We start from the raw sequence: 20,382 nt of genomic DNA on the forward strand, positions 1-20,382 counted from the left end.
GGGAGGGCCTCTTTTTGGTATATAAGGGGGCGTGCAGTCGCGTAAGTCGAAAAAACCGACTAACATGATGAAAACTGGGCCCCCGCAATCGCGTAAGTCGAAAAAATCGACTAACGCGAGAGAAGCAGAGGCCCAGCAGGTGGAGTTAGTCCATGAAACCGACTAACTCGGGAGAAGCAGAGGCCCTGAAGGTGGCCTAGCGCTCTTTTTAATGCACCAATCCCGTACTCTCGATTTTCACATGCGTTTCCACTTCGAATTTAACCTCTGGATAAACAGACTGCCAATGCTCCCAATCCTTCTCTTTGCCAAAATGCTGGCCCAAATAATGAAGACCAAAGCCATATGGATCAACATTCGCATCCCTGATTTTGTAGAGGAGTGCCTCTACGGACTGATTGACTTGCTGTTCAAGTTGCGGCTGAACTTTGTGAATGTCCAAACCTATAGCACCTTGTTCAATCATGCCTGTAAGACTGAGTGTCAGTTTGACGACAGGCGTAGTTTCTTTGGAAATCGTAATATGCTTCGTGACACGCGCTACATAGAAGCTCAGTGGCTCTCCACTATATGTGATCATAATCCCTGCCTTGCTGAACTTATTCGCACTCAAATTATAAAGCTGAGTCTCCTGCGGGTTGAGGACGGTGCGTTGCGTTTTTTTATTAAGCAAAGCAAGATGCTCAACGACATAAGAATTACCATCAAAGCTAATAATCGGAAAATAGGGGTCTAACCCGGTTTCTTTGAAACGGCGGAAAGTGTCAAATAAAAGCGCGGTTACCGTATAAGGAGAAACCGTTCCTTCCTTCCCGAAGGTGAGAAAAAAAGAGTTTCCAGCAAGTCTCTCGGTAGTTGGGATCGCTTCAAGAAGCTTACGTGCAGTAGGTTCAGCCACGGCTGTATAAGAAATGAGTTGAATGTCACGTCTTCGAGTAAGCCAATTCAATGGCTCTTCTAGGGACACTTTCGCTAAGCTTTCGCCAAAAAGGAACATACGGCAATGGCCGAAATCAAGCTCTTTATCGACGTGTGCTTTGAGATTTCTTACAGCTTCTGCGATGCTCTTGGCTTCTTGATATTCGATCTGGCTTTCAGCCAGCCCCTCACCTACCTTCGAAGCGGGGATGGCCAGCCGCAGGGTGACGAGATAAGGTTTATCCTCCTTACCTGTCCAATCGACACCCATGGCAACGACAAAGAAGCGCTTGTCAATATCCTTGAAACCGCATCCGGAAAGACTTGTACAGATAAGCAGAAGGGATAGACAGGTGAGAAATAGTTTTATTTTCATAGGTGATTTTGTTCCTTTTTTTGCTTTCTAACGAAGTAAATCATCAGGAAAAGGAAGTAGATTTCAACGAAAAATCGAAGCACTAACCAGCCTTCGGAGAAATACTGATTTCTCTCCAGATTGACAACTCGCATGAATAGGAGGGCAATTAAACCGATGCTGACCCCGAGCCATACGTTCATCCAAGGAACAGGGTCTTCTTCTACTTCTGTCGCGCCATTGATGGCGTAGCGGAGCAACATAATCGTCGTGTGCCAAGTATTCATGACGAACAACAGCGATAATCCTATGAAGAGGAGCAGAAAGACGAACAAAACACGGTTAATAAACCCGTATTCCGTCATCATGGAATCCGCCGTCATGCTCCATAGGTAAACATAATTTTCAACGCCAACCGTCCCATGAAAGCCGATAGGCACAAAAAAAGTAATCAATAAGAATACAATGCCGAATATCGGCACAACCCAGCGAAAACGGAATTTAAAACCCACCGTATATAGCCGATTGAAAATGAGGAGGCTGAGATAGCCAGAGAATAAAAAAGTAGAAGCAGCGATCGTATCGAAAGAAGGTGGCTTATTGACATAACCTGCCACATAACGAATCGCATCCCAGTTAATATTTTCATTGGAAATAGCTTTCACGATAAATAAAATAAGCAAAGGTGAGCTGAGAATCACCATGACTTCATGAATGAATTGGACCGTACGTGTCGATCTGCTGCATGCCCACACAGCGGCTGTTGCCATGAGAGATAGATTCAGATAGGGGTTGATGTCTGGATAGAAAAACATACGAACGGTTTCGGAGTAAGCAAAAATAACAATAATGCCAGCAGGCAGCCAAAGGCACAGCGCAGCAAATATGATGTTGGCTTGGCTAAACCAGCGAGGGGTATACCGGTCACACAGCTCTGGAAAGCCGAGTCCTGGAAACCGCTCAAAGCAAGCCATGGTGCCAAGAGAGAGGATCGAGCCAATAACCATCGCGACAAGCATGCCCGATACGGCGCCATTGAAACGGTCACGGATCAGTAAAGAGGGGACAAACATCATGATATTAATCATGCCGACATAGAGCACATGATAGTAGGTATACCGTGACATGACTTACTTTGCCCCCTTTTTGAAGTTATGGTGTGCTTTCGCCTCAAGTTTGGGGACGTATAGGGATAAATAAGGTTGACCAAAGCTCCTAAGACTACACCAATAGGAAATTAAGATGAAGCCCAAAACGACAACACCAAGCAATCCAAAGAAAATTGAAGCTATCACAAAGATATATTTAACGAAACGAACCGAGTAGCCGAAACCGTTATTCGGAATTACGAAATTAGAAATCGCGACAACGGAGGTTACAATAATCATAATGCTGCTGACTAATCCTGCTTGTTGGATGGCTTGACCTAGGATGAGACCTCCAACTGTTGTTGCGGTCGATCCCACATAGCGCGGCAGCCTGAGACTAGCCTCGATCAAGGCCTCGATCATGAATAACATGATGAAGACTTCGACAAAGGACGGATAGGGGACGACGACACGGCTTCCTGCGATCGAAAGCGTCAATTGGACGCGGAGAACTTCAGGATTATAAGAGACAATCGCAATATAAAGAGCAGGTAGTGTAATGGTTAAAAACATAGCGAAATAGCGGAGCAGGACGAGGCACTTGCTCATCCAATAGGATTCATAGTCATCATCCATGGCATGCAGGAAGTCAAAGAGCCGCACTGGAAGAACGAGCCCGAAGCGACTTCCATCCTGAAGGAGAGCAATTTTCCCTCTTTCGAGCATGGCTGCGATACGGTCAGGTCTCTCTGTTTGGAGGATGATAGGGAAAAATCGATGTCTCCGTCCCGAGAGCGACTGCAAGAGCTGGCCGGAAGCTTGGAGAATTTTTATATGAATGGTGGACATCCGCTCGTTTAATAGTTTAAGTACCTCTTCATTGACAAGATCCTTGTCATAAAGAACGCTGACTCGCGTTTTCGAAATTTGTCCAATCGTATGCGTTTCCACGCAAAGGGAGGGCGCATTATAACGCATCCGAACGAGGCTAATATTTAAATCCAAATCTTCGTTAAGCGCACTCTGAGGCCCCTGAATGGCAACTTCAACCTGAACGGTATCAGGTTTGTCTTGAAACTTCCGCTGCACGTCGAATCGGTAGACCTGCTCTTCAATTTGAAAGAGGACTGTACCTTTGAGCAGCAAAGACGTCCAATGCTCAGAGTGATCCGCTCTGCCGAAGGCAGGGTTCGAATGAAGCATACGATCGAACTCTTCTGGATTAAAGCAGTAAGAGTAAGGAACGGTCAATCCATTTTTGATTAGAGCGAGGTCACAAAGAGAAGGGAAGTAAATCACTTCCATTTGCATATAGCCATTGTCTAGGGTGTCATAGAATAGGTCAGCTGGATTATTCAATTCAGCACGGATGCGTTCGATCATGCCAATCCCCCCAATTCCCTTACATTACCATGCGGCTTAGCGTGCCCTGAAAGGGAGGAGAATAATCAGGAATTGATCGGTAGGCAGAGCGAAACTTATACAAAAATCAAAACAGCTATATTTCAGGAACCGTAACAGCCCTCGGAAAACGATGGATGGATTCTAGGTAGGAGGAGCAGGATATAGAGATAATGGAAATTATGGAGGAAGTCATTGTATGACTATGGGGAGAAGTATTGCTGTAGGGCACGGTTTCGATTATAATGAATTGCGCGAAGTTGGGCTCGAGGCCCATCGGAGCTTAAAAAATAACGGATTTCGTCATCGACGGAGTAAATATGTATTGAAATTTCTTATCTATGGACCTACAGCTGAATGCTGCAGGTCTTTCTTAGTAGTTATTCGCTTATTCGACAAGACTTCTTCGACACACTTCTTGTCGTAGTGCTTATAACTATCATATAATAGTAATAATATTTTATCGATTGGCTTATTAATTGATCCAGAAAAGGTGTGTGTCTAGGCCGTGACTTGGCTTGCTGTAACGCTAAGCAGGCGCGCCTATATCCTTTCTGCAAATTTCAGGGTATAAGGATGGTAAAAATGAGTAACATACAAACGAAAACAGACGTCATCTTAATCGGTGCTGGCATCATGAGTGCGACTTTAGGGACACTTCTGAAGGAATTAGTGCCAGAATGGGAAATTAAAGTCTTTGAGAAGCTCGAAAATGCTGGAGAGGAAAGTTCTAACGAATGGAATAATGCAGGTACAGGTCATGCGGCACTGTGCGAACTTAACTACACTTCCGAAAAACCAGACGGATCTATAGATATCAGTAAAGCTATCCAAATTAATGAACAGTTCCAGCATTCCATGCAGTTCTGGTCTTATCTTGTAAACAGTAAGCTAATCCGTGATCCGCAGGACTTTATCATGCCATTGCCTCATATGAGTATGGTTCTAGGGAAACAAAATGTATCGTTTTTGAAGAAACGCTATGAAGCGATGTCGAAGAACTCCCTATTCCAAGGGATGGAATTTTCCGATGACCCTAAAAAGCTAATGGAATGGATTCCGCTGATTATCAAAGATCGTCCATCGAATGAACCGATCGCGGCAACCAAAATTGACTCCGGTACGGACGTTAACTTTGGCGCTTTAACGCGTATACTATTCGATCACTTAAAGAAGAAGAACGTTGATATCAAATATAAACACAGCGTTGATAATTTGAGACGTACTAGCGATGGCTCATGGGAATTGAAAATACGCAATATTAATAGTGGCAGTGTTGAGCGCMAAACAGCTAAATTCGTCTTTATTGGCGGCGGCGGCGGAAGCCTGCATCTGCTGCAAAAATCCGGTATTCCAGAAGGTAGAAATATCGGAGGATTCCCGGTAAGCGGCATTTTTATGGTATGTAATAATCCAGCAGTTGTCGCGGAGCATCATGCCAAAGTATACGGCAAAGCGAAGCTTGGCGCACCGCCAATGTCAGTTCCGCATCTGGATACACGATTTATCGATAATAAAAAATCGTTGTTATTTGGACCATTTGCCGGGTTCTCGCCTAAGTTCCTGAAAACCGGTTCCATGTTCGATTTGGTAACTTCCGTTAAACCGAATAATCTCGTGACGATGTTGTCAGCTGGCGCTAAGAACATGTCATTGACGAAATACMTCATCGAGCAAGTGATGCTGTCGAAAGAAAAGCGGATGGAAGAACTGCGGGAGTTTATCCCAAGTGCCAAAACCGAGGATTGGGAGTTAGTTGTAGCGGGTCAACGTGTACAAGTTATTAAAGACACGGCTGCTGGTAAAGGAACGCTGCAGTTTKGTACGGAAGTAATTAGTTCGGCTGACGGCTCATTAGCGGCTTTGCTCGGTGCTTCTCCAGGAGCTTCTACCGCGGTATCGGTCATGCTTGAGCTTGTATCGAAATGTTTCCCAGAACATATCAAGGAATGGGAACCGAAAATTAAAGAAATGATTCCGAGTTACGGTGTGTCGCTTCTGAAACATCCAGAGCTTATTGATGAAATCCATTCGTCAACTTCTCGGATTCTCGGTCTAAGTGGAAAGAAATCGTTAGAGGTATCACGTTAATAAATAGTGGGGAGTTTGGCTTCGCGGCGGAACTCCTCTTTTTGTTGTATATAGCTCTATCCACCGGCCCAACCGCCCATCGGATAGGGCTTTTCCTCGTCTATTCCTCGTCCCCTCGTCACCGTGTATAACAATGACTATACGGTGTTCGATGATGACTATAATACGGCGGAAACCCTTGGTATGACGGGCTTTACACGCTCCTATGAAACACGTGCAGGAATGACTATGGACGGCAATAGCGCGTGTTCCCTATGATGCAGAGGTAGCAATTGACGTGTTCGAACATGAACATCACCACTTCAGTCTGATAGGAAAGGAAGTGCAGTTATGCACACGGAATCAGCCGTAGCCGCGACCAAGGCGTCCGCGACATCCGCGACATCCGCAAGAGGGATACATCGGAAGCAACATATGAAACGCATGCTGCGTAACCGATGGCTGTATCTGATGCTGCTCCCTGGCATCTTGTATTTTCTCATTTTTAAGTACGTACCTATGTACGGCGTTCTCATCGCTTTCAAGAATTACCAGCCGTTCCTCGGCTTCTGGGATAGCCAATGGGTAGGGATGAAGCACTTCGATCGGTTCTTCGGAGACCCGCTATTCTGGCGGCTGCTCAGCAACACATTCATATTAGCCATCTATAATATTGTGTTCTTTTTTCCATTACCCATTATTATCGCGTTAATGCTGAATGAACTTCGTGTTGAGTTTTTTAAAAGGACGATTCAAACCGTGGTGTACATCCCACATTTCATGTCATGGGTCGTTATTGTATCCATTGTCTACTTATTCTTTACTACCGAAGGTGGACTGGTGAACGAGGGAATTAAGTCGCTTGGCGGTGAAAAGATTAACTTCTTGCTCAGCGCGGACTGGTTCCGAACCTTCATCACAGCAGAGGTAATCTGGAAGGAAACAGGCTGGGGGACGATCATTTTCCTAGCGGCGTTGTCGGGTGTGGACCCACAGCAATATGAAGCTGCTCGCATCGATGGTGCGAACCGCATGCAACAAATGATGCATGTAACGTTTCCCGCTATTCGCTCCACGATTGTGATTCTGCTGATCCTGCGGCTTGGACATTTTCTTGACACCGGTTTTGAGCAAATTTGGCTCATGCTGAATGCGATGAATCGCGAGGTTGGCGAGGTGTTCGATACGTATGTGTATTCGACAGGGATTTCGGAAGGACAGTATAGCTATAGCACGGCTGTCGGCTTGTTCAAATCAATTGTTGGGCTCGTGCTCGTGGCAGCTTCGAACTTTATCGCCAAGCGAATGGGCGAGGAAGGTGTTGTGTAAAACAATGGAACGGAGGTTATCCCATGGTTAAAGATCGTTCGGTTGGCAGCAGACTGTTTGATACGGTCAATATCACCTTGTTAACTGTGTTTGCATTAGTGACATTGATCCCTTTTATTTATATCGTTGCGGGCTCGTTTGCGACCCAAAAGGAATTACTGCAAAGAGGCTTCATCCTGTTCCCGACGGAATTTTCGATGAGTGCCTATGAATACATCTTCTCTACTGGTACGTTGATGCGCAGCATGGGCGTTACGATTTTCATTACGATTGCAGGTACGTTGATCAATATTATGATGACGTGTTTGATGGCCTACCCGCTAGCGCGGAAAGATTTGGATTACCGCAAACCGATTCAGATCGCTGTGATTTTCACCATGTTATTTAGCGGCGGTATGATCCCAACGTTTCTGGTAATTAAGCAGCTGGGCATGATTGATACGTATTGGTCTTTGTTGATTCCCGGTGCGATTAGCGCGTTCAATCTCATTATTATGCGGAATTTCTTTCAGCAGCTGCCCGACGGCTTGGAGGAATCGGCCAAGATCGATGGCTGCTCGGATCCGGGAATTTTGTTCCGCATCGTCATTCCGCTTTCCCTGCCGGCCATTGCCACTTTCTCACTGTTCTACGCGGTGGGCCATTGGAACACTTTTTTCAGCGCCGTGCTCTATATCAATGATTCCACCAAATGGCCGATTCAGGTGCTGCTCAGACAGATTGTCATCATGTCAGATGGCGGTGGGCTAGGCGATTCGACTTCACTCGCAGCTGATTTCGTACAACCGCCTGAACAAAGTGTGAAGATGGCTGTTATCGTGATTTCCACATTGCCGATCCTGATTGTGTATCCGTTTTTGCAAAAGCATTTCGCTAAAGGCGTACTGCTGGGTTCCGTTAAAGGGTAAACTGTTTCCACAGTTTCTCGATAGATGTATCATATAAAAAGGGAGGACGTTTATCATGAAAAAAAGGTTACATCCGCAAATGAGCAAGTCCATCGCATTAGCTTCTCTTCTAACACTGACTGCTGGGGTTGCTGCAGGTTGTGGCGGAGGAAGCAAGGAAGCGGCAAGCGCCGATGCAAGCCCGAAGCCGTCCGCTGCAACAACGGAAGCCGCGAAGCCGGCAGCTCCTTATAAAATGTCGATCATGATGCCAAGCTTCAATCCGGAGCCAATGGCAACTGACGGCGAGATTTTCAAGAAAATTCAAAGCGTGACGAACACGGAACTGAAATTGAATTGGGTGCCATCTGCGACCTATTCGGATAAATTGAGCGCAACGGTTGCCTCAGGTGAGTTGCCGAGTGTCATTACTGTTTTGAATCAAAAGGTACCTTTCATTGTGAATTCCGTTCGCTCAGGCATGTTCTGGGAGCTCGGACCTTACTTGAAGGATTACAAAAACTTGAGCCGAATGAACCCCATTGCCTTGAACGCGATTTCTATCGACGGGAAAGTGTACGGGATTTATCGGGAGCGTGATTTGGCGAGAGACGGGATTACCCTGCGTAAGGATTGGTTAGACAATTTGGGCTTACAGGTACCGAAGACGATTGATGAGTTCTACAATGTGCTGAAAGCTTTTACGAATAATGATCCAGATAAAAATGGTAAAAATGATACGGTCGGACTCGTTGAGCAGCAAACTCCTGCGGGTTGGAGAGACATGTTGGCTTGGCATGGTGGACCAGCAGACTGGGAATTAAAAGATGGTAAGATGAGCCCCGCGCACCTGTCACCGGCGTATTTGGAAACGATGAAGTTCTACAAAAAGCTGTACGATGAGAAGCTGATCAATCTCGATTTCGCAGTCGTCAAAGACGGTCGTCAAGTGATGAACAAAGGAACAGCAGGAGCTTGGGTTGCTAACTTGAATGATGCGAACGGCATTGAAGAGCAAGCGAAGAAGGTAGATCCGAAAGCTAAAGTCGCCATCATTGGTGCATTGGAAGGGCCGAAGGGACTTCGCAGTATTGCTGGAACAGGATCCTATGGGATTTTCATGATCCCTAAGACATCTGTAAAAACAGAAACTGAACTGAAAGCGATTTTGAACTATTTTGATAAATTATCCGATAAAGACATGCAGAATATGCTCTATAACGGTATTGAAGGCCGTCAATACACGGTTGAAAATGGTGAATACAAGAAAACAGCAGATCCTAAATTACTCGTCGAATACGGGATGGGCGATTCTTCTCAGCTTGCGGTATTGAGAGATCAAGTGACAACGTTCGGTCCTGAGCTTGTGCATCAACGGGACAATGTTTGGAAGGAAAATGCGAAAATCGCCATTGAGAATCCAGTAAACGCTTTTATTTCGGACACGGCTAGCGAAAAAGGCAAGGAACTGGATAAATTGATAGAGGACGCGAGAACGAAATTTATTATGGGTGCGCTGGATGAGAACGGCTGGAACAAAGTCGTGGAACAATGGAAGCAAAATGGCGGCAGCAAGGTAATCGAAGAGTACACAGCCGAATATAACAAATCAGCCAAGAAGTAAACCGTCTTGTGCCCCGCTGTCAGGGTCTATGTTTTTCCCCATGACACAGATCCTATTTGTTATACTAGACGAACGGACAGTAACCAAGACAAGCCTGCTGAAGGAGACAACCGGGGCATGAAGACACATACTTACTTACGCAAATTAATCGTGCTGACGCTCGTTGTGGGGGCTTTTCCAGTTCTTATTTTGGGATGGTACTCGTATACATATTCCTCTCATACCGTTCTGGAAAAGGTGAACGAAAGCAACGCACAAATCTTGCGTCAAACGCAGCTGCGCGTCGAGCAAACGTTGAAGACCATCGATTACACAGCATCGCAATTGCTGAATACTCCGCTCATGACGAGCGCGATTGGCAAGCGGCTTACCATCACGGATTCAGAGCTCATTAACGATCTCTATGATAACCTTCTGGGGATACAGACCTTCGAGCTGGGAATCAAGGACGTCTTCCTGTTTAGCCTGGAGAATGATTGGTTAATTAGCAATTCAGGTTTTAATGAATATAGTCATGTGAAAATGAAAGATCTGTTGCGTGAGTTCGCCACGATGCAGCCTGGCTCCAAGTGGGTCAGCATGGACTTATCCGAGCGTTATGATGCGGAATCATCGGTTGTGAGCAATAACTACACGATTATGAATGTTAAAAAGTGGCCGATCAACTCCCTGAAGCCTCAGGGGATGATGGCGGTACTGTTGTCAGGCAAGGAAACGAACAACCTGATCGATTTAGAAGATGACAACATGGGACAGATCTACATCTTGGATGAAATGAACAAGCTCGTTGCTCATAGGGACCGAACATTAATCGGTCAAGATATGTCGCAAGAGGCGTTCATTCGTCACATCGCGGAATCAAACGAGTCAACCGGGCTGTTCAAATCCAAAATGCAGGACGAGGACATGTCCATTTCTTATCGCAAATCGGCTTACAATGGTTGGACGTACGTAGCTGTGCTACCGATTAGTGAGATGACGAAGCGGGCCAAAAGCATTGCATGGACATCCTTGTGGGTTAGTGTCATCGCTTTGTGTACATCCGTTATCATCGCGGTACTTGGTACACGCAGTGTGTATAGACCTGTAAGGAGCATTTATCGCTCCCTTGCCGATGCCAAAACTTCGCGTGAAGCGAAGGACGAATTAGGCGTCATCAGCGAAGGCATTCAATCGCTTTTATCCAATCAATCGCGGATGCAATTTCAGTTGGAAGGCCAACAAGAGCATATGACCGAGCTGCTCGTTCGCAAGATGCTCACGGGTGAGGCGAAGTCATCAGAAATTCAAGAGCGACTCCAGTATTATGGCTATACCTTGGAGTGGGATAAAATGCGCGTGCTGCTTTTCCAAATCGATGATTTAGCGGAAAGTCGGTTTGATGAGAAGGACCGTGATTTACTGCTCTTCGCTATCAGCAATATCGTTTCGGAACTAGTGCCGAGTCAAGAGCGGTTGGCTCCGATCGTCTTTCAAGACGCGGTGCTACTGATTGCGGGTACGCAAACAGGCTCTGAAGAATCCTTCAAGGATAAGGTGTTCGATATGGCTGTTACCATTCAAGAAGCAGTGAAAGGCTACCTGTCTGTAGAAGCGAGTGTGGGCATCAGTCGGAGTTTCACTCATTGGATGGATGCAGAGCAAGGTTATGCGGAATGCGTAGTGGCGCTGAAATATCGCGTGCAGCTTGGGAGGGAGGCGGCATTGTTCATTGAGGACGTGCAGCCTAAGAAAGGCAAGGAGAGTCAATATCCGAAGGAAGCGGCAGCGCAATTAATCGATGCGATCCAGTCGTCTGATAAGACACGTGCACATGTGGCGTTAGCGATATTCATTGAGAATGCCTCCAAATCCGTCGATAATCACAACGATTATCAGCTTTCACTCGTGCGTTTGTTGGTCGATTTGATCCGTCTGCTGCAAGATTCCGGCATCTCGTTATATGCGCTGAATCAGAAGGAGCGCTCCCTGTTCGATGAGCTGCTGCACCTTCATGCTGCCAGGGAGATCGAAGCTTGGTTCTACGAGCAAATTGTGGAGCCTAGCATCGGCTTGCTGGAAGAGCGGAGGGATACGCAATTCCGTACGATTTCGGATGAGGTGAAGCGACTGATTGAGGAAGCGTTTGATACGGATTTAACGTTGGAAAAATGCGCTGCACGCATTAATTATCACCCGCAGTACATCAGTCGGGTGTTCCGTCAGGAGACGGGGATTAATTTTGCCGAGTATTTGGCGCAATACCGTCTCGATATTGCCAAACGCTGGCTGCGCGAGACGAATATGACGGTCACGGATATCGCGGAGAAGCTCAAATACAACAATCCGGCGAATTTCATTCGCTATTTCCGCAAAATGGAAGGCATAACCCCCGGACAGTATCGGGGGAAACCAGAGAAGTGAAGAAGAGGACTTTAGGAACAGGTAATATGCGGACCTAAAGTCCACCTTACCACATTAGAATTTATAAGTTTCCGGTACTAGGAAGAACAAATTCTTATTGGCGATAAAAAACTACATTTAAAACGCGGTCGCTCATCCTCGGAGGACTTCGATAGAAGTTTTTCTCACAGTATCAGAATGATAAGTTTTGGGTAAGTGAAGCTTAATTACCCGTGGCAAAAATGCAAAAGAGCATCCTTTTCGGGAGAATGCTCTTAATTATTATAAATAAATGCAAAAGAGCATCTATTTGGGTCGAAAAAGTTAAAAAAGAGCTGAAAACACAGAAATTGATGCCTTCTCGCATCAATTTTAGCTGAAATCGTTTATTTATTAGAAAAAGTTGCACTTATGCATTTCTCAGCCCATGGCGAGTAGGATGGTTGTCGTTAGCAAAATTAGAAAGCGCTTCCTCGATTTATATCTGACTATTTCCATTGGAACAGGGGGTAATATTGGTGTTGATAAATCGCTTAACAAGCATGCTGTTGGTCTTTGTATTGCTTTTCACGGCAAGCATCGTCGATGCAGCTGAACCGTCAACGAGTCTTGCTGCGATCGGACAGAAAAAGCAAGGCGAATCATTGACGATCCAAGGAACAACGAGCTTGCAGGAAGTCATCGTTCAGATTATGCGACCCAACAATACAATGTTGGAAATGGACCAACTGACGAAGGCGGAGCTGCTCACGGGTATGATGATAACATTGCCGACGAATGCACCACTGGGGAGCTATACGGTGAAGGTTGGTTCCGGAAGTGATGTCTGTGTGGCAACGTTCGTAGTTATTGCAAGCGGGGGTGGTGGTCCGGGGACAGAACCGGGGACGGATCCTGGCACAGATCCTGGCACAGATCCAGGGACAGAGGTTCCGCCTGTGGGGGAGGATACCCCGACAAATCCTGAGCTTCCTACCGTGAAGCCTGGCATCGGTGAACTTGCGCTGCAAGCTGTGAATGGGCAAGACGCAGCTGGCGTGGCGAAAGCGGCTGTGACACTGGAAGCGCTAGATCAGGCCTTCGCTAACTTGCAGGGCACTGCTTCGTCTAAGCTGACGCTGGACGTGCAGAAAGTGGAAGGGGCAGTTGCTTATGAAACGAGCCTTCCGGCGGCAGCCTTAACCGAAGGAGGCATGAAACGACAGCTGACGCTTCAAACCGAGTTCGGCTCGTTAACCTTGCCGAGCAACATGTTTACAACAGAGGTCATGGCAGGGAAAGCGAATGTGTCTATCACGTTGCGCCATGTCCAAGCAGATAGCTTCTCGGAGAAAGTGAAGACTGCGATTGGCAATCGGCCCATTGTGGACATTCATGTGAAACTTGATGGTAAACCGGTGCCCTGGGCCAATGCCCAAGCGCCAGTTAACGTATCAATCCCATACCAACCTACATTAACGGAGCGGAATCACCCTGATAACATCACGATATGGTATCTCGACGAGAGTGGACAGCCCGTACCTGTGACGAGCGGCAAATACGACGAGAGATCAGGGACGGTGACGTTTACCACCACACATTTTAGCTCATATGCCGTCGTCTATGTGTCGAAGACATTTGGAGATATCGCCAAATTCCCATGGGCTCAGAAGCAGATAGAGGCTCTGGCAGCTAAAGGAATCATAGCAGGAACATCGGAGCAGGCATTTTCTCCTGCGGACTCGATTAAACGTGCTGATTTTGTCTTGCTGCTCGTGCGGACTCTAGAAATGAATGCGTCAGCAGGGGAAAGCTTCGCGGATGTTCATGCTAGTGATTACTATCACGAGGCGGTTCAAACGGCAAGAACGCTCGGCATTACGCAAGGTTTTGGCGATAACCAGTTCAAGCCGAACCAAATCATTTCCAGACAGGAAATGATGACGTTTACAGCGAGAGCACTGACCATCGCTGGTAAGCTGAAGCCTACTGGAGCCGGAACTGGCACGGATTTGGCAGCTTTCAAGGATGCAGCTGAAGTAGCGAGCTATGCGTCAGAGAGCATCAAGGCGTTGATTCAGCAAGGGATCATCGAAGGCAGCAACGGCTTGCTGCAACCGTTGGCTAGTACGAGCAGAGCGGAAACAGCCGTAATGCTGTACCGGATTTATCATTTATCGGGAGGTAGGTAAGGATGGGATCATTTAAAAAGCATTGTGCTGCGCTGACTGCAGCCCTCATGCTCACTTCAGCCGCCGTAAGTTTTGCCCCGCAATCTGCGCATGCAGCGAGCGTGAACATGGAGGCGGACTATGCGGTCTCAGAAGGACCGCTTGTACGAACGGAGCAATTTAACAATACGAATTACACCCCACTGCCTGTTCATGTCGTGGATGAATTGAAAGGGATTAAAACGAAGGTCGTACGGGATTTTGTCAAAATCAACTGGTATTACAATAAAGATAGTGCGAACAGTGATTATTTGGCCTACTCCATTGACGATGCGCGAAATGCGAACAATCCAGATTTGCTGAGCGCACGCAAAGAAACGTATGACTTCATGTCTCAATTTTCCGATTCCCTGCTGATCTCTCTAGCGTACTCCTATGGCGGCGACGCGAATCCGGAGAAGAACCGTTTGATCGCAGGTGAAACGACGATGAATTGGCCGGAATTTGATAAGGCCATGAAGAAAATTATTTATACGTTGAAGGAGAAAAATCCAAAGCTCGAATACATTGAGGTCGGCAACGAACCGAACTTGGAGCCAGCATTTTACGGGCATACCAAGGAAGACATTCCCGGTTATATGCGCATGTATCAAGGGATGTCAGAAGCTGTGAAATGGGTCAATACCCAAGGGCTCACTGGCCAATCCGTTAAGGTGGGGGGACCGGTTTTATCTGGATATAATTTTGACAAGCAGAAGCAGTTTGTCGATATCGCTTATGCGAATGGTTATCAAGTGGATTTCGTTTCTTGGCACCGCTACCAAGAGGATGTGCGGATGAATGAGACACAGGAAATTGAGATGAAAGGCTATCTGCACAGGTTTTATCCGAATGCCACCACCATTGTGAGTGAGTACGGTTGGAAAGGCGGTGGCGGCTTAAGCGATACGACGAACAATGTCGGTCTCGCCAAGCAAGCGGCTTTCATGACGGATTCGGCCTACTTTTATGCGCGTGGAGGCACCGACATCCCGATGAATTGGGTCGCGGTGCATACGCTCAACGCCTATTTCAAAAACCAATTCGATGTCGACTATGCGTTAAGCAACGGGGATACGACGAATTGGCAATCTTTTACCAATAGCGATCCGCGATCCTTACAGTATTTGAACTTGCGCGGTTGGCGTGAATCCGCTTCGACGTCGAAGYCGATGAAAATCAAAGAGATTCGCTTCTTTGACAGCAGCAATAATCCCATTCCAATACCGAATGCACTTAATGATCCTAGCATTGCAGCTGTAACAGACAATGATGATGCAACACAATTTACGCAATCCGACTATTGGACGTGGTTGAAGTTTGATTTAGGCTCGAATGCGCCAGCAATCGCGCGAGTGGATATCAAATGGGGGAACACGGACATCAACACGTTCCAACTCATCGGGACGAGTGATAAGCTGAAATATTACGAGGTGCTCGGTCATACTTTTTTCACACCATATTTCAATACAATGCGCATGTTTGCTCAGTTGGGGGATACGCGCGTAAAGACAAGCGGCGGCAGCACGGACATCTATGGTACACGGATGTTAGCCACGAAGAACAGCGATACGAAAGCTACGATGATGGTTTGGAACAAGCAAGGTGACGGGACAGCATCCGCCAATGTGGATATTAGTGTGAAGAATTTACCTGCGGGCTTCCAAGGGAAAAGCGTGCGCTACAAAAAGCTGCTGGTCGATGAATCCCATAGTAATCATGCTTATAACAAAATAGATGATCTGCAAATGGTCGACGAAGGGATCGTCAATCTCACCGATACGATCGTGCTAAGCCAAACGCTGGAGAAAAATGCGGTCATGCTCATCGAGCTGGAAGCCGTGGATCCGAGCATCAAAAATATCGTGTCCGCAGGTAAAACGGTGACCCTATCTCAAGGCATGACGGGCGGAGCCAACCTCGTGGATGGCTATGATACAACGGCAGCTATTGCTGCGAATAACACGTATCCGCAAACGGTGACGGTCGATTTAGGCAAGTCCTACCAGCTCGCGGGCATGGGCATCGATTGGACGAATAGCGCTTCCAGAGGGTACACGTATAAAATCGAAACCAGCCTGGACGGTGTCAATTTTGCACTAGCATCGGATATGACATTTAGCTCGAACCCGGCCTACGTACCGCCTTTGGGAAATAGTCTGGCTTGGTTCACCGGGAAAGCACGCTATGTGAAACTAACGGTAACAGGCTCTACGTACGATGGCCCGCTATCGATCAATGAAGTGAAAGTATTTGCAGATGGGATGTACAAAAACGGGTTCGAATCCACCGCTGATCGGGATACTTCCGCTTGGACGATGATCGGGTACAGCAGCGCCTCTACGCCATGGACATTCGCAACTGACAGCGTGACGAACAACACTTACGCGATTCCGGTAAATACGTACGGCACAACACCTAGTTTTGCCATCCTTGGGGAAGACTTAAAGGACTATGGGGTCGAAGCTCGTGTTAAGGTGGCGAATAGCAGCTACACAGGTCAAGTACAGATGGGGTTGCTGGCTAGAGCGAGCACGTATAATAGTCAGTATTATTTTAAAATAATGAGAACGAGTACGACCAATCAAGCTATTCTGGAAAAAAGAATCAGCGGAACGACGACGGTTCTTGCAACGGTTGATTTGCCGACAGCAATTGATTCGTCGAAATGGTATAAGCTCAATCTAGAAACGATTGGCACAACATTGAAAGGCTATGTCGATGGTAAACTTGTCATTGAAACAACAGATGCAAGCCGTACGAGTGGTAAATTCGGCTTACGCAGTCATGACGCGTTAGCAAGCTTCGATGATGTGAGGGTATATCCGATCGTACCGTTGCTTGGCAGTATCAAAGTAGACGGCGTGGCGATCAACGGATTTGATCCAAAGATCAACAGCTACACCGTGCTTGTGCCTTCTACGACAAGTACCGTGACGGTTACTGGATCAGCCTATGGAACTGGCAGTATTGCCGTTTCGCCAGCCTCAGGGCAAGTGACGTTTGATGCGGTAGGCCAAGAGAAAACCTATACGATTGCGGCCTTATCGAGTGAAGGGAATGGGGCGAATTACTATTCGCTTAGACTCAAGCAAGCCAGCTCTGATGCGACGCTAAGCAGCTTAAGGCTGTCCGTGGTCACTGACCCACTGACAGATCCAGGTCAGAAGCTGCCAGCCATGAGTATTGCACTCATCCCAGGGCAAACGGATTATACGATTCACGTACCTTCCAGGACGAATTATGTCAAAGTCGTTGAGGCTGTGCCGACAGCGAGCAATGTGGCAACCGCACAGATTTCCGATGCCATTATGGTGAATGGAACAGGTACTGCGAAGGTGACAGTTACCTCAGAGGCTGGTACATCTACCGTATATACGTTGCATTTGGTAGCCAATGCTGAAGCTCCGACTGGTGCGGTGCTGTACCAGGAAAATTTTGAAAATGGCAGCTTCAATGTTGACCCTACTACAGGGTGGAACAATGGGGCAACGCCGAATGGCGCTTCCTCACATCTGCGAGTCGTGGATGAAGAGCAAGGTAAGGTGCTTGAGAAATATACAACGACAAGCATGGCTTTTACCGTAGGTCAAAGTGCATGGAAGAATTACGATGTGCGAGCAAGGGTCAAAGCGCAAGTCGGAACCTCACTGCCGGGAGTGATTGCGCGCTCTTCCGAAGATGCGAAGAACTTCTATATGCTGCGTATTCATAATGGCACCAATGGCTTAGCGGGCGGCAGTACAGGCTATGTGGCCTTGGGCCGTATGGTGAATGGCAGTCTAAAGGAACTGGACAGCAAAAAAATTCCTTATCCGTACATCGTCGGGAACTGGTATCAATTGAGACTGATCGTTGATGGCAATCATCTCAAGGGCTATGTGGATGATAACCTCATTTTCGATGAAATCGATAATGGCGCTTTGTTCTCCTCGAATCCACCTGCCTTAACGCAAGGGAAAGCGGGTATCCGAGTCGCTAATCAAGTAGCCAGAATCGACGATTTCGTCGTGACCGAATTGACAGATGACGTTGTCGTCGTGCCGCCGGTGGATACACCTTTACCTTTTTCCATACAAGGTCAATTGAACAGAAGTAATGGTCTAAGTGCGAGTGTACTTGTTAACAGTACGGCAAATGCAGCTGATCATCCGGGAACGGAAGTTGTCTTTTTCCAATTGCTCAAAGGAACAACACCTGTCTCTTATGTCGCTATGGAAGGCGAAGTGGGAGCGGGTCATCGTGTAGTCGGACACTTCGATGTAGCGGATCCTGAGAATTCGGGCTATCACGTGCATGCTTTCGTGGTTAGTTCATTGGATCTCTTGAACGAAAGTTTGCCGCTTGCGCTATCGAATAAGCTGGACCTTGAATAAATGAAATAGACAGGCTGTAATCCGACTATCGCGTCGTGGTTACGGCCTGTTTTTGATGAAAGTCGAGATATGACTATAGACGACTATGTTTGAATCCGCTTACAATTACGTTGTCTTCAGCGGTACGCGCGGCCGAGGGAGCATCTTATAGGTGAGGAGTGGTACGCAGTTGAACACGAATCGTTCGAGCTTTTTGATCAAGGTAGTGATGATGCTTTTAACTGTGGTGATAGGCTTCACGTGCTTACCGCTCAGCATTCCGATTGCCGCAGCGGCCGATACGATTACCCTTACGAAAGGGACGACTTACCAATCGATTGATGGTTTTGGAGCGGCGGCGAATAAGCCCGTCTACGACTTGCAGCACACTATGAGCACGGTGAATCAAAGCGCTATTCTGGATAAACTTTTTCTCAACAGTGGCTCTAATGCTGGACTTACGATGATTCGTTGGGAAATTAATCCCTACAAGCTAAGCGAGGACGCATCGGGCATTGAGATTTCCTACTGTGGATGGAACAATTGCTCAGAAGATTGGACCACGGATTCGCACCAAAGATGGTTTGCAGACCAGGCTTTGTCCCGTTATAGTGCAATGCAGTTCTATGCCGTTCCATGGAGCCCTCCTTCGTGGATGAAAGACTCAGCTACAGTGAAAGGTGGCCATTTGCTTTCAACTCGCTATACGGATTATGCCAACTATGTGGCGAGATGGGTCCAGAAATATCGGGGAGATTTCGGATACAATGTCAAATGGCTAAGCATTCAAAATGAACCTGATTATGAGAATCCCCTATGKGCTACCGCTCGGTACTATAACGCAGAAATGGACAGTGTCATTGGTGAGGTTGATAGCGCTCTAAGCAACAAAGGGATTAGGTCGCAGGTCAAGCTAACGTCCCCAGAGGCCACATCGGAGAATGTCGCGATGAATTTTCTGAACAATATGCCAACGAACAAGAGCCTCGTGGACTATGTGGCTTATCATAATTATGGCAATGACAATAGCACGCTTTATGCGGAAACAAAGCCAAAACTAATGACGGAATATAATTTTAAGGATGAGACGAACAATCTCTGGGATCCTGCCAATACGACCTATGATAACCAACAAGCAATCGATCTAGCAGTCAAAATTCATCGTGCACTGACAACCGGCGGCTCGAATGCGGCCAAAGGGTTCTTGTATTGGTGGAGTGTTGGCAGCAATGAGAGCTTGGCGCAACAGTTGATCAATCTGGATACGAGCGGAGGCACGTATGCAACGAGTAAGGTCTTATACGCGATGGGGAATTTCAGCCGTGTGATGAGGCCAGGTTATGTTCGCATTCAATCGACATCTAGCAACCCGTCCTTATTGGTCGTGGCGACAAAAGTCAACTCAACTAGTAAAGCACAGCTCGTCGTCATCAACACCTCATCGTCGGATATCACGGCTACCGTGAGCGGGTTCAGTACAACCTCAACCGCAGCGTCCAAGCTCAAAACCAGTGCCACCGATAACCTTACGAACATGAAGGATGTCACACTCTCAGGGGGATCGTTTACACAAACGTTTTCAGCCAAATCTGTTTATTCTTTTTCGGAGAAATAGACAAGGAAAATTAAAAGAGTATGTCATATCAAAGAAGCCACTCCATTGGAGTGGTTTTATTTTTATATACGCATGATGTGAAAAGTCAAAATTTTGGAGTGAAATGTCATATTATTGGAGCCTACCAGGGAAAATCATAAAATATAATGAAAAAGCGTCATAGAAAGCG

At 46.9% G+C, this 20,382-nt stretch carries 11 protein-coding genes; 8 read left to right on the forward strand and 3 right to left on the reverse strand.

Annotated elements, in window-relative coordinates:
- Window positions 1-208: 208 nt before the first annotated feature.
- The 3 genes from AB4114_RS05545 to AB4114_RS05555 are packed head-to-tail and all read right to left on the reverse strand — an operon-like array spanning window position 209 to window position 3,744.
- Entirely contained in the window at window positions 209-1,294 is a 1,086-nt protein-coding gene (locus AB4114_RS05545; RefSeq protein WP_441987528.1) for a Ger(x)C family spore germination protein, read from the reverse strand.
- Complete coding sequence (locus AB4114_RS05550; protein WP_441987529.1) at window positions 1,291-2,400, reverse strand: hypothetical protein; 1,110 nt, start codon at window positions 2,398-2,400, stop codon at window positions 1,291-1,293. The genes AB4114_RS05545 and AB4114_RS05550 overlap by 4 nt, the downstream gene beginning before the upstream one ends.
- A gap of 3 nt (window positions 2,401-2,403) precedes the next feature.
- Entirely contained in the window at window positions 2,404-3,744 is a 1,341-nt protein-coding gene (locus AB4114_RS05555) for a spore germination protein (protein WP_441987530.1), read from the reverse strand.
- A 603-nt stretch (window positions 3,745-4,347) separates the two neighbouring features.
- Here AB4114_RS05555 and AB4114_RS05560 point away from each other — a divergent pair.
- From AB4114_RS05560 to AB4114_RS05595, 8 genes are all read left to right on the forward strand, one after another.
- A complete protein-coding gene (locus AB4114_RS05560) occupies window positions 4,348-5,853 on the forward strand; it encodes a malate:quinone oxidoreductase (protein WP_441987531.1) in 1,506 nt (501 codons plus the stop codon).
- A gap of 414 nt (window positions 5,854-6,267) precedes the next feature.
- A complete protein-coding gene (locus AB4114_RS05565; protein WP_441987832.1) occupies window positions 6,268-7,161 on the forward strand; it encodes an ABC transporter permease in 894 nt (297 codons plus the stop codon).
- Between the two features lie 23 nt (window positions 7,162-7,184).
- Window positions 7,185-8,069: a carbohydrate ABC transporter permease gene (locus tag AB4114_RS05570; RefSeq protein ID WP_441987532.1), complete on the forward strand. Its 885-nt coding sequence runs from the start codon at window positions 7,185-7,187 to the stop codon at window positions 8,067-8,069.
- A gap of 55 nt (window positions 8,070-8,124) precedes the next feature.
- Window positions 8,125-9,672 (forward strand): extracellular solute-binding protein, encoded by a 1,548-nt coding sequence (locus AB4114_RS05575; protein ID WP_441987533.1) that lies wholly within the window; start codon window positions 8,125-8,127, stop codon window positions 9,670-9,672.
- A 117-nt stretch (window positions 9,673-9,789) separates the two neighbouring features.
- Window positions 9,790-12,075: a helix-turn-helix domain-containing protein gene (locus tag AB4114_RS05580; RefSeq protein ID WP_441987534.1), complete on the forward strand. Its 2,286-nt coding sequence runs from the start codon at window positions 9,790-9,792 to the stop codon at window positions 12,073-12,075.
- 497 nt (window positions 12,076-12,572) lie between these two features.
- Entirely contained in the window at window positions 12,573-14,225 is a 1,653-nt protein-coding gene (locus AB4114_RS05585) for an S-layer homology domain-containing protein (protein WP_441987535.1), read from the forward strand.
- Between the two features lie 2 nt (window positions 14,226-14,227).
- Window positions 14,228-18,619, forward strand: coding sequence for a family 16 glycoside hydrolase (locus AB4114_RS05590; RefSeq protein WP_441987536.1), 4,392 nt, complete (start codon window positions 14,228-14,230; stop codon window positions 18,617-18,619).
- Between the two features lie 169 nt (window positions 18,620-18,788).
- Window positions 18,789-20,213 (forward strand): glycoside hydrolase family 30, encoded by a 1,425-nt coding sequence (locus AB4114_RS05595; protein WP_441987537.1) that lies wholly within the window; start codon window positions 18,789-18,791, stop codon window positions 20,211-20,213.
- Window positions 20,214-20,382 lie beyond the last annotated feature (169 nt).

The organism is Paenibacillus sp. 2RAB27 (assembly GCF_052115445.1).
Taxonomy (GTDB): Bacteria; Bacillota; Bacilli; order Paenibacillales; family NBRC-103111; genus Paenibacillus_E.

Excerpts from the sequence above, each read along its gene's own strand:
- AB4114_RS05570 (WP_441987532.1), top strand. The coding sequence starts at position 7,185 with ATGGTTAAAGATCGTTCGGTTGGCAGCAGACTGTTTGATACGGTCAAT.
- AB4114_RS05580 (WP_441987534.1), top strand. The coding sequence starts at position 9,790 with ATGAAGACACATACTTACTTACGCAAATTAATCGTGCTGACGCTCGTT.
- AB4114_RS05575 (WP_441987533.1), top strand. The coding sequence starts at position 8,125 with ATGAAAAAAAGGTTACATCCGCAAATGAGCAAGTCCATCGCATTAGCT.
- AB4114_RS05565 (WP_441987832.1), top strand. The coding sequence starts at position 6,268 with ATGAAACGCATGCTGCGTAACCGATGGCTGTATCTGATGCTGCTCCCT.
- AB4114_RS05550 (WP_441987529.1), bottom strand. The coding sequence starts at position 2,400 with ATGTCACGGTATACCTACTATCATGTGCTCTATGTCGGCATGATTAAT.
- AB4114_RS05555 (WP_441987530.1), bottom strand. The coding sequence starts at position 3,744 with ATGATCGAACGCATCCGTGCTGAATTGAATAATCCAGCTGACCTATTC.
- AB4114_RS05545 (WP_441987528.1), bottom strand. The coding sequence starts at position 1,294 with ATGAAAATAAAACTATTTCTCACCTGTCTATCCCTTCTGCTTATCTGT.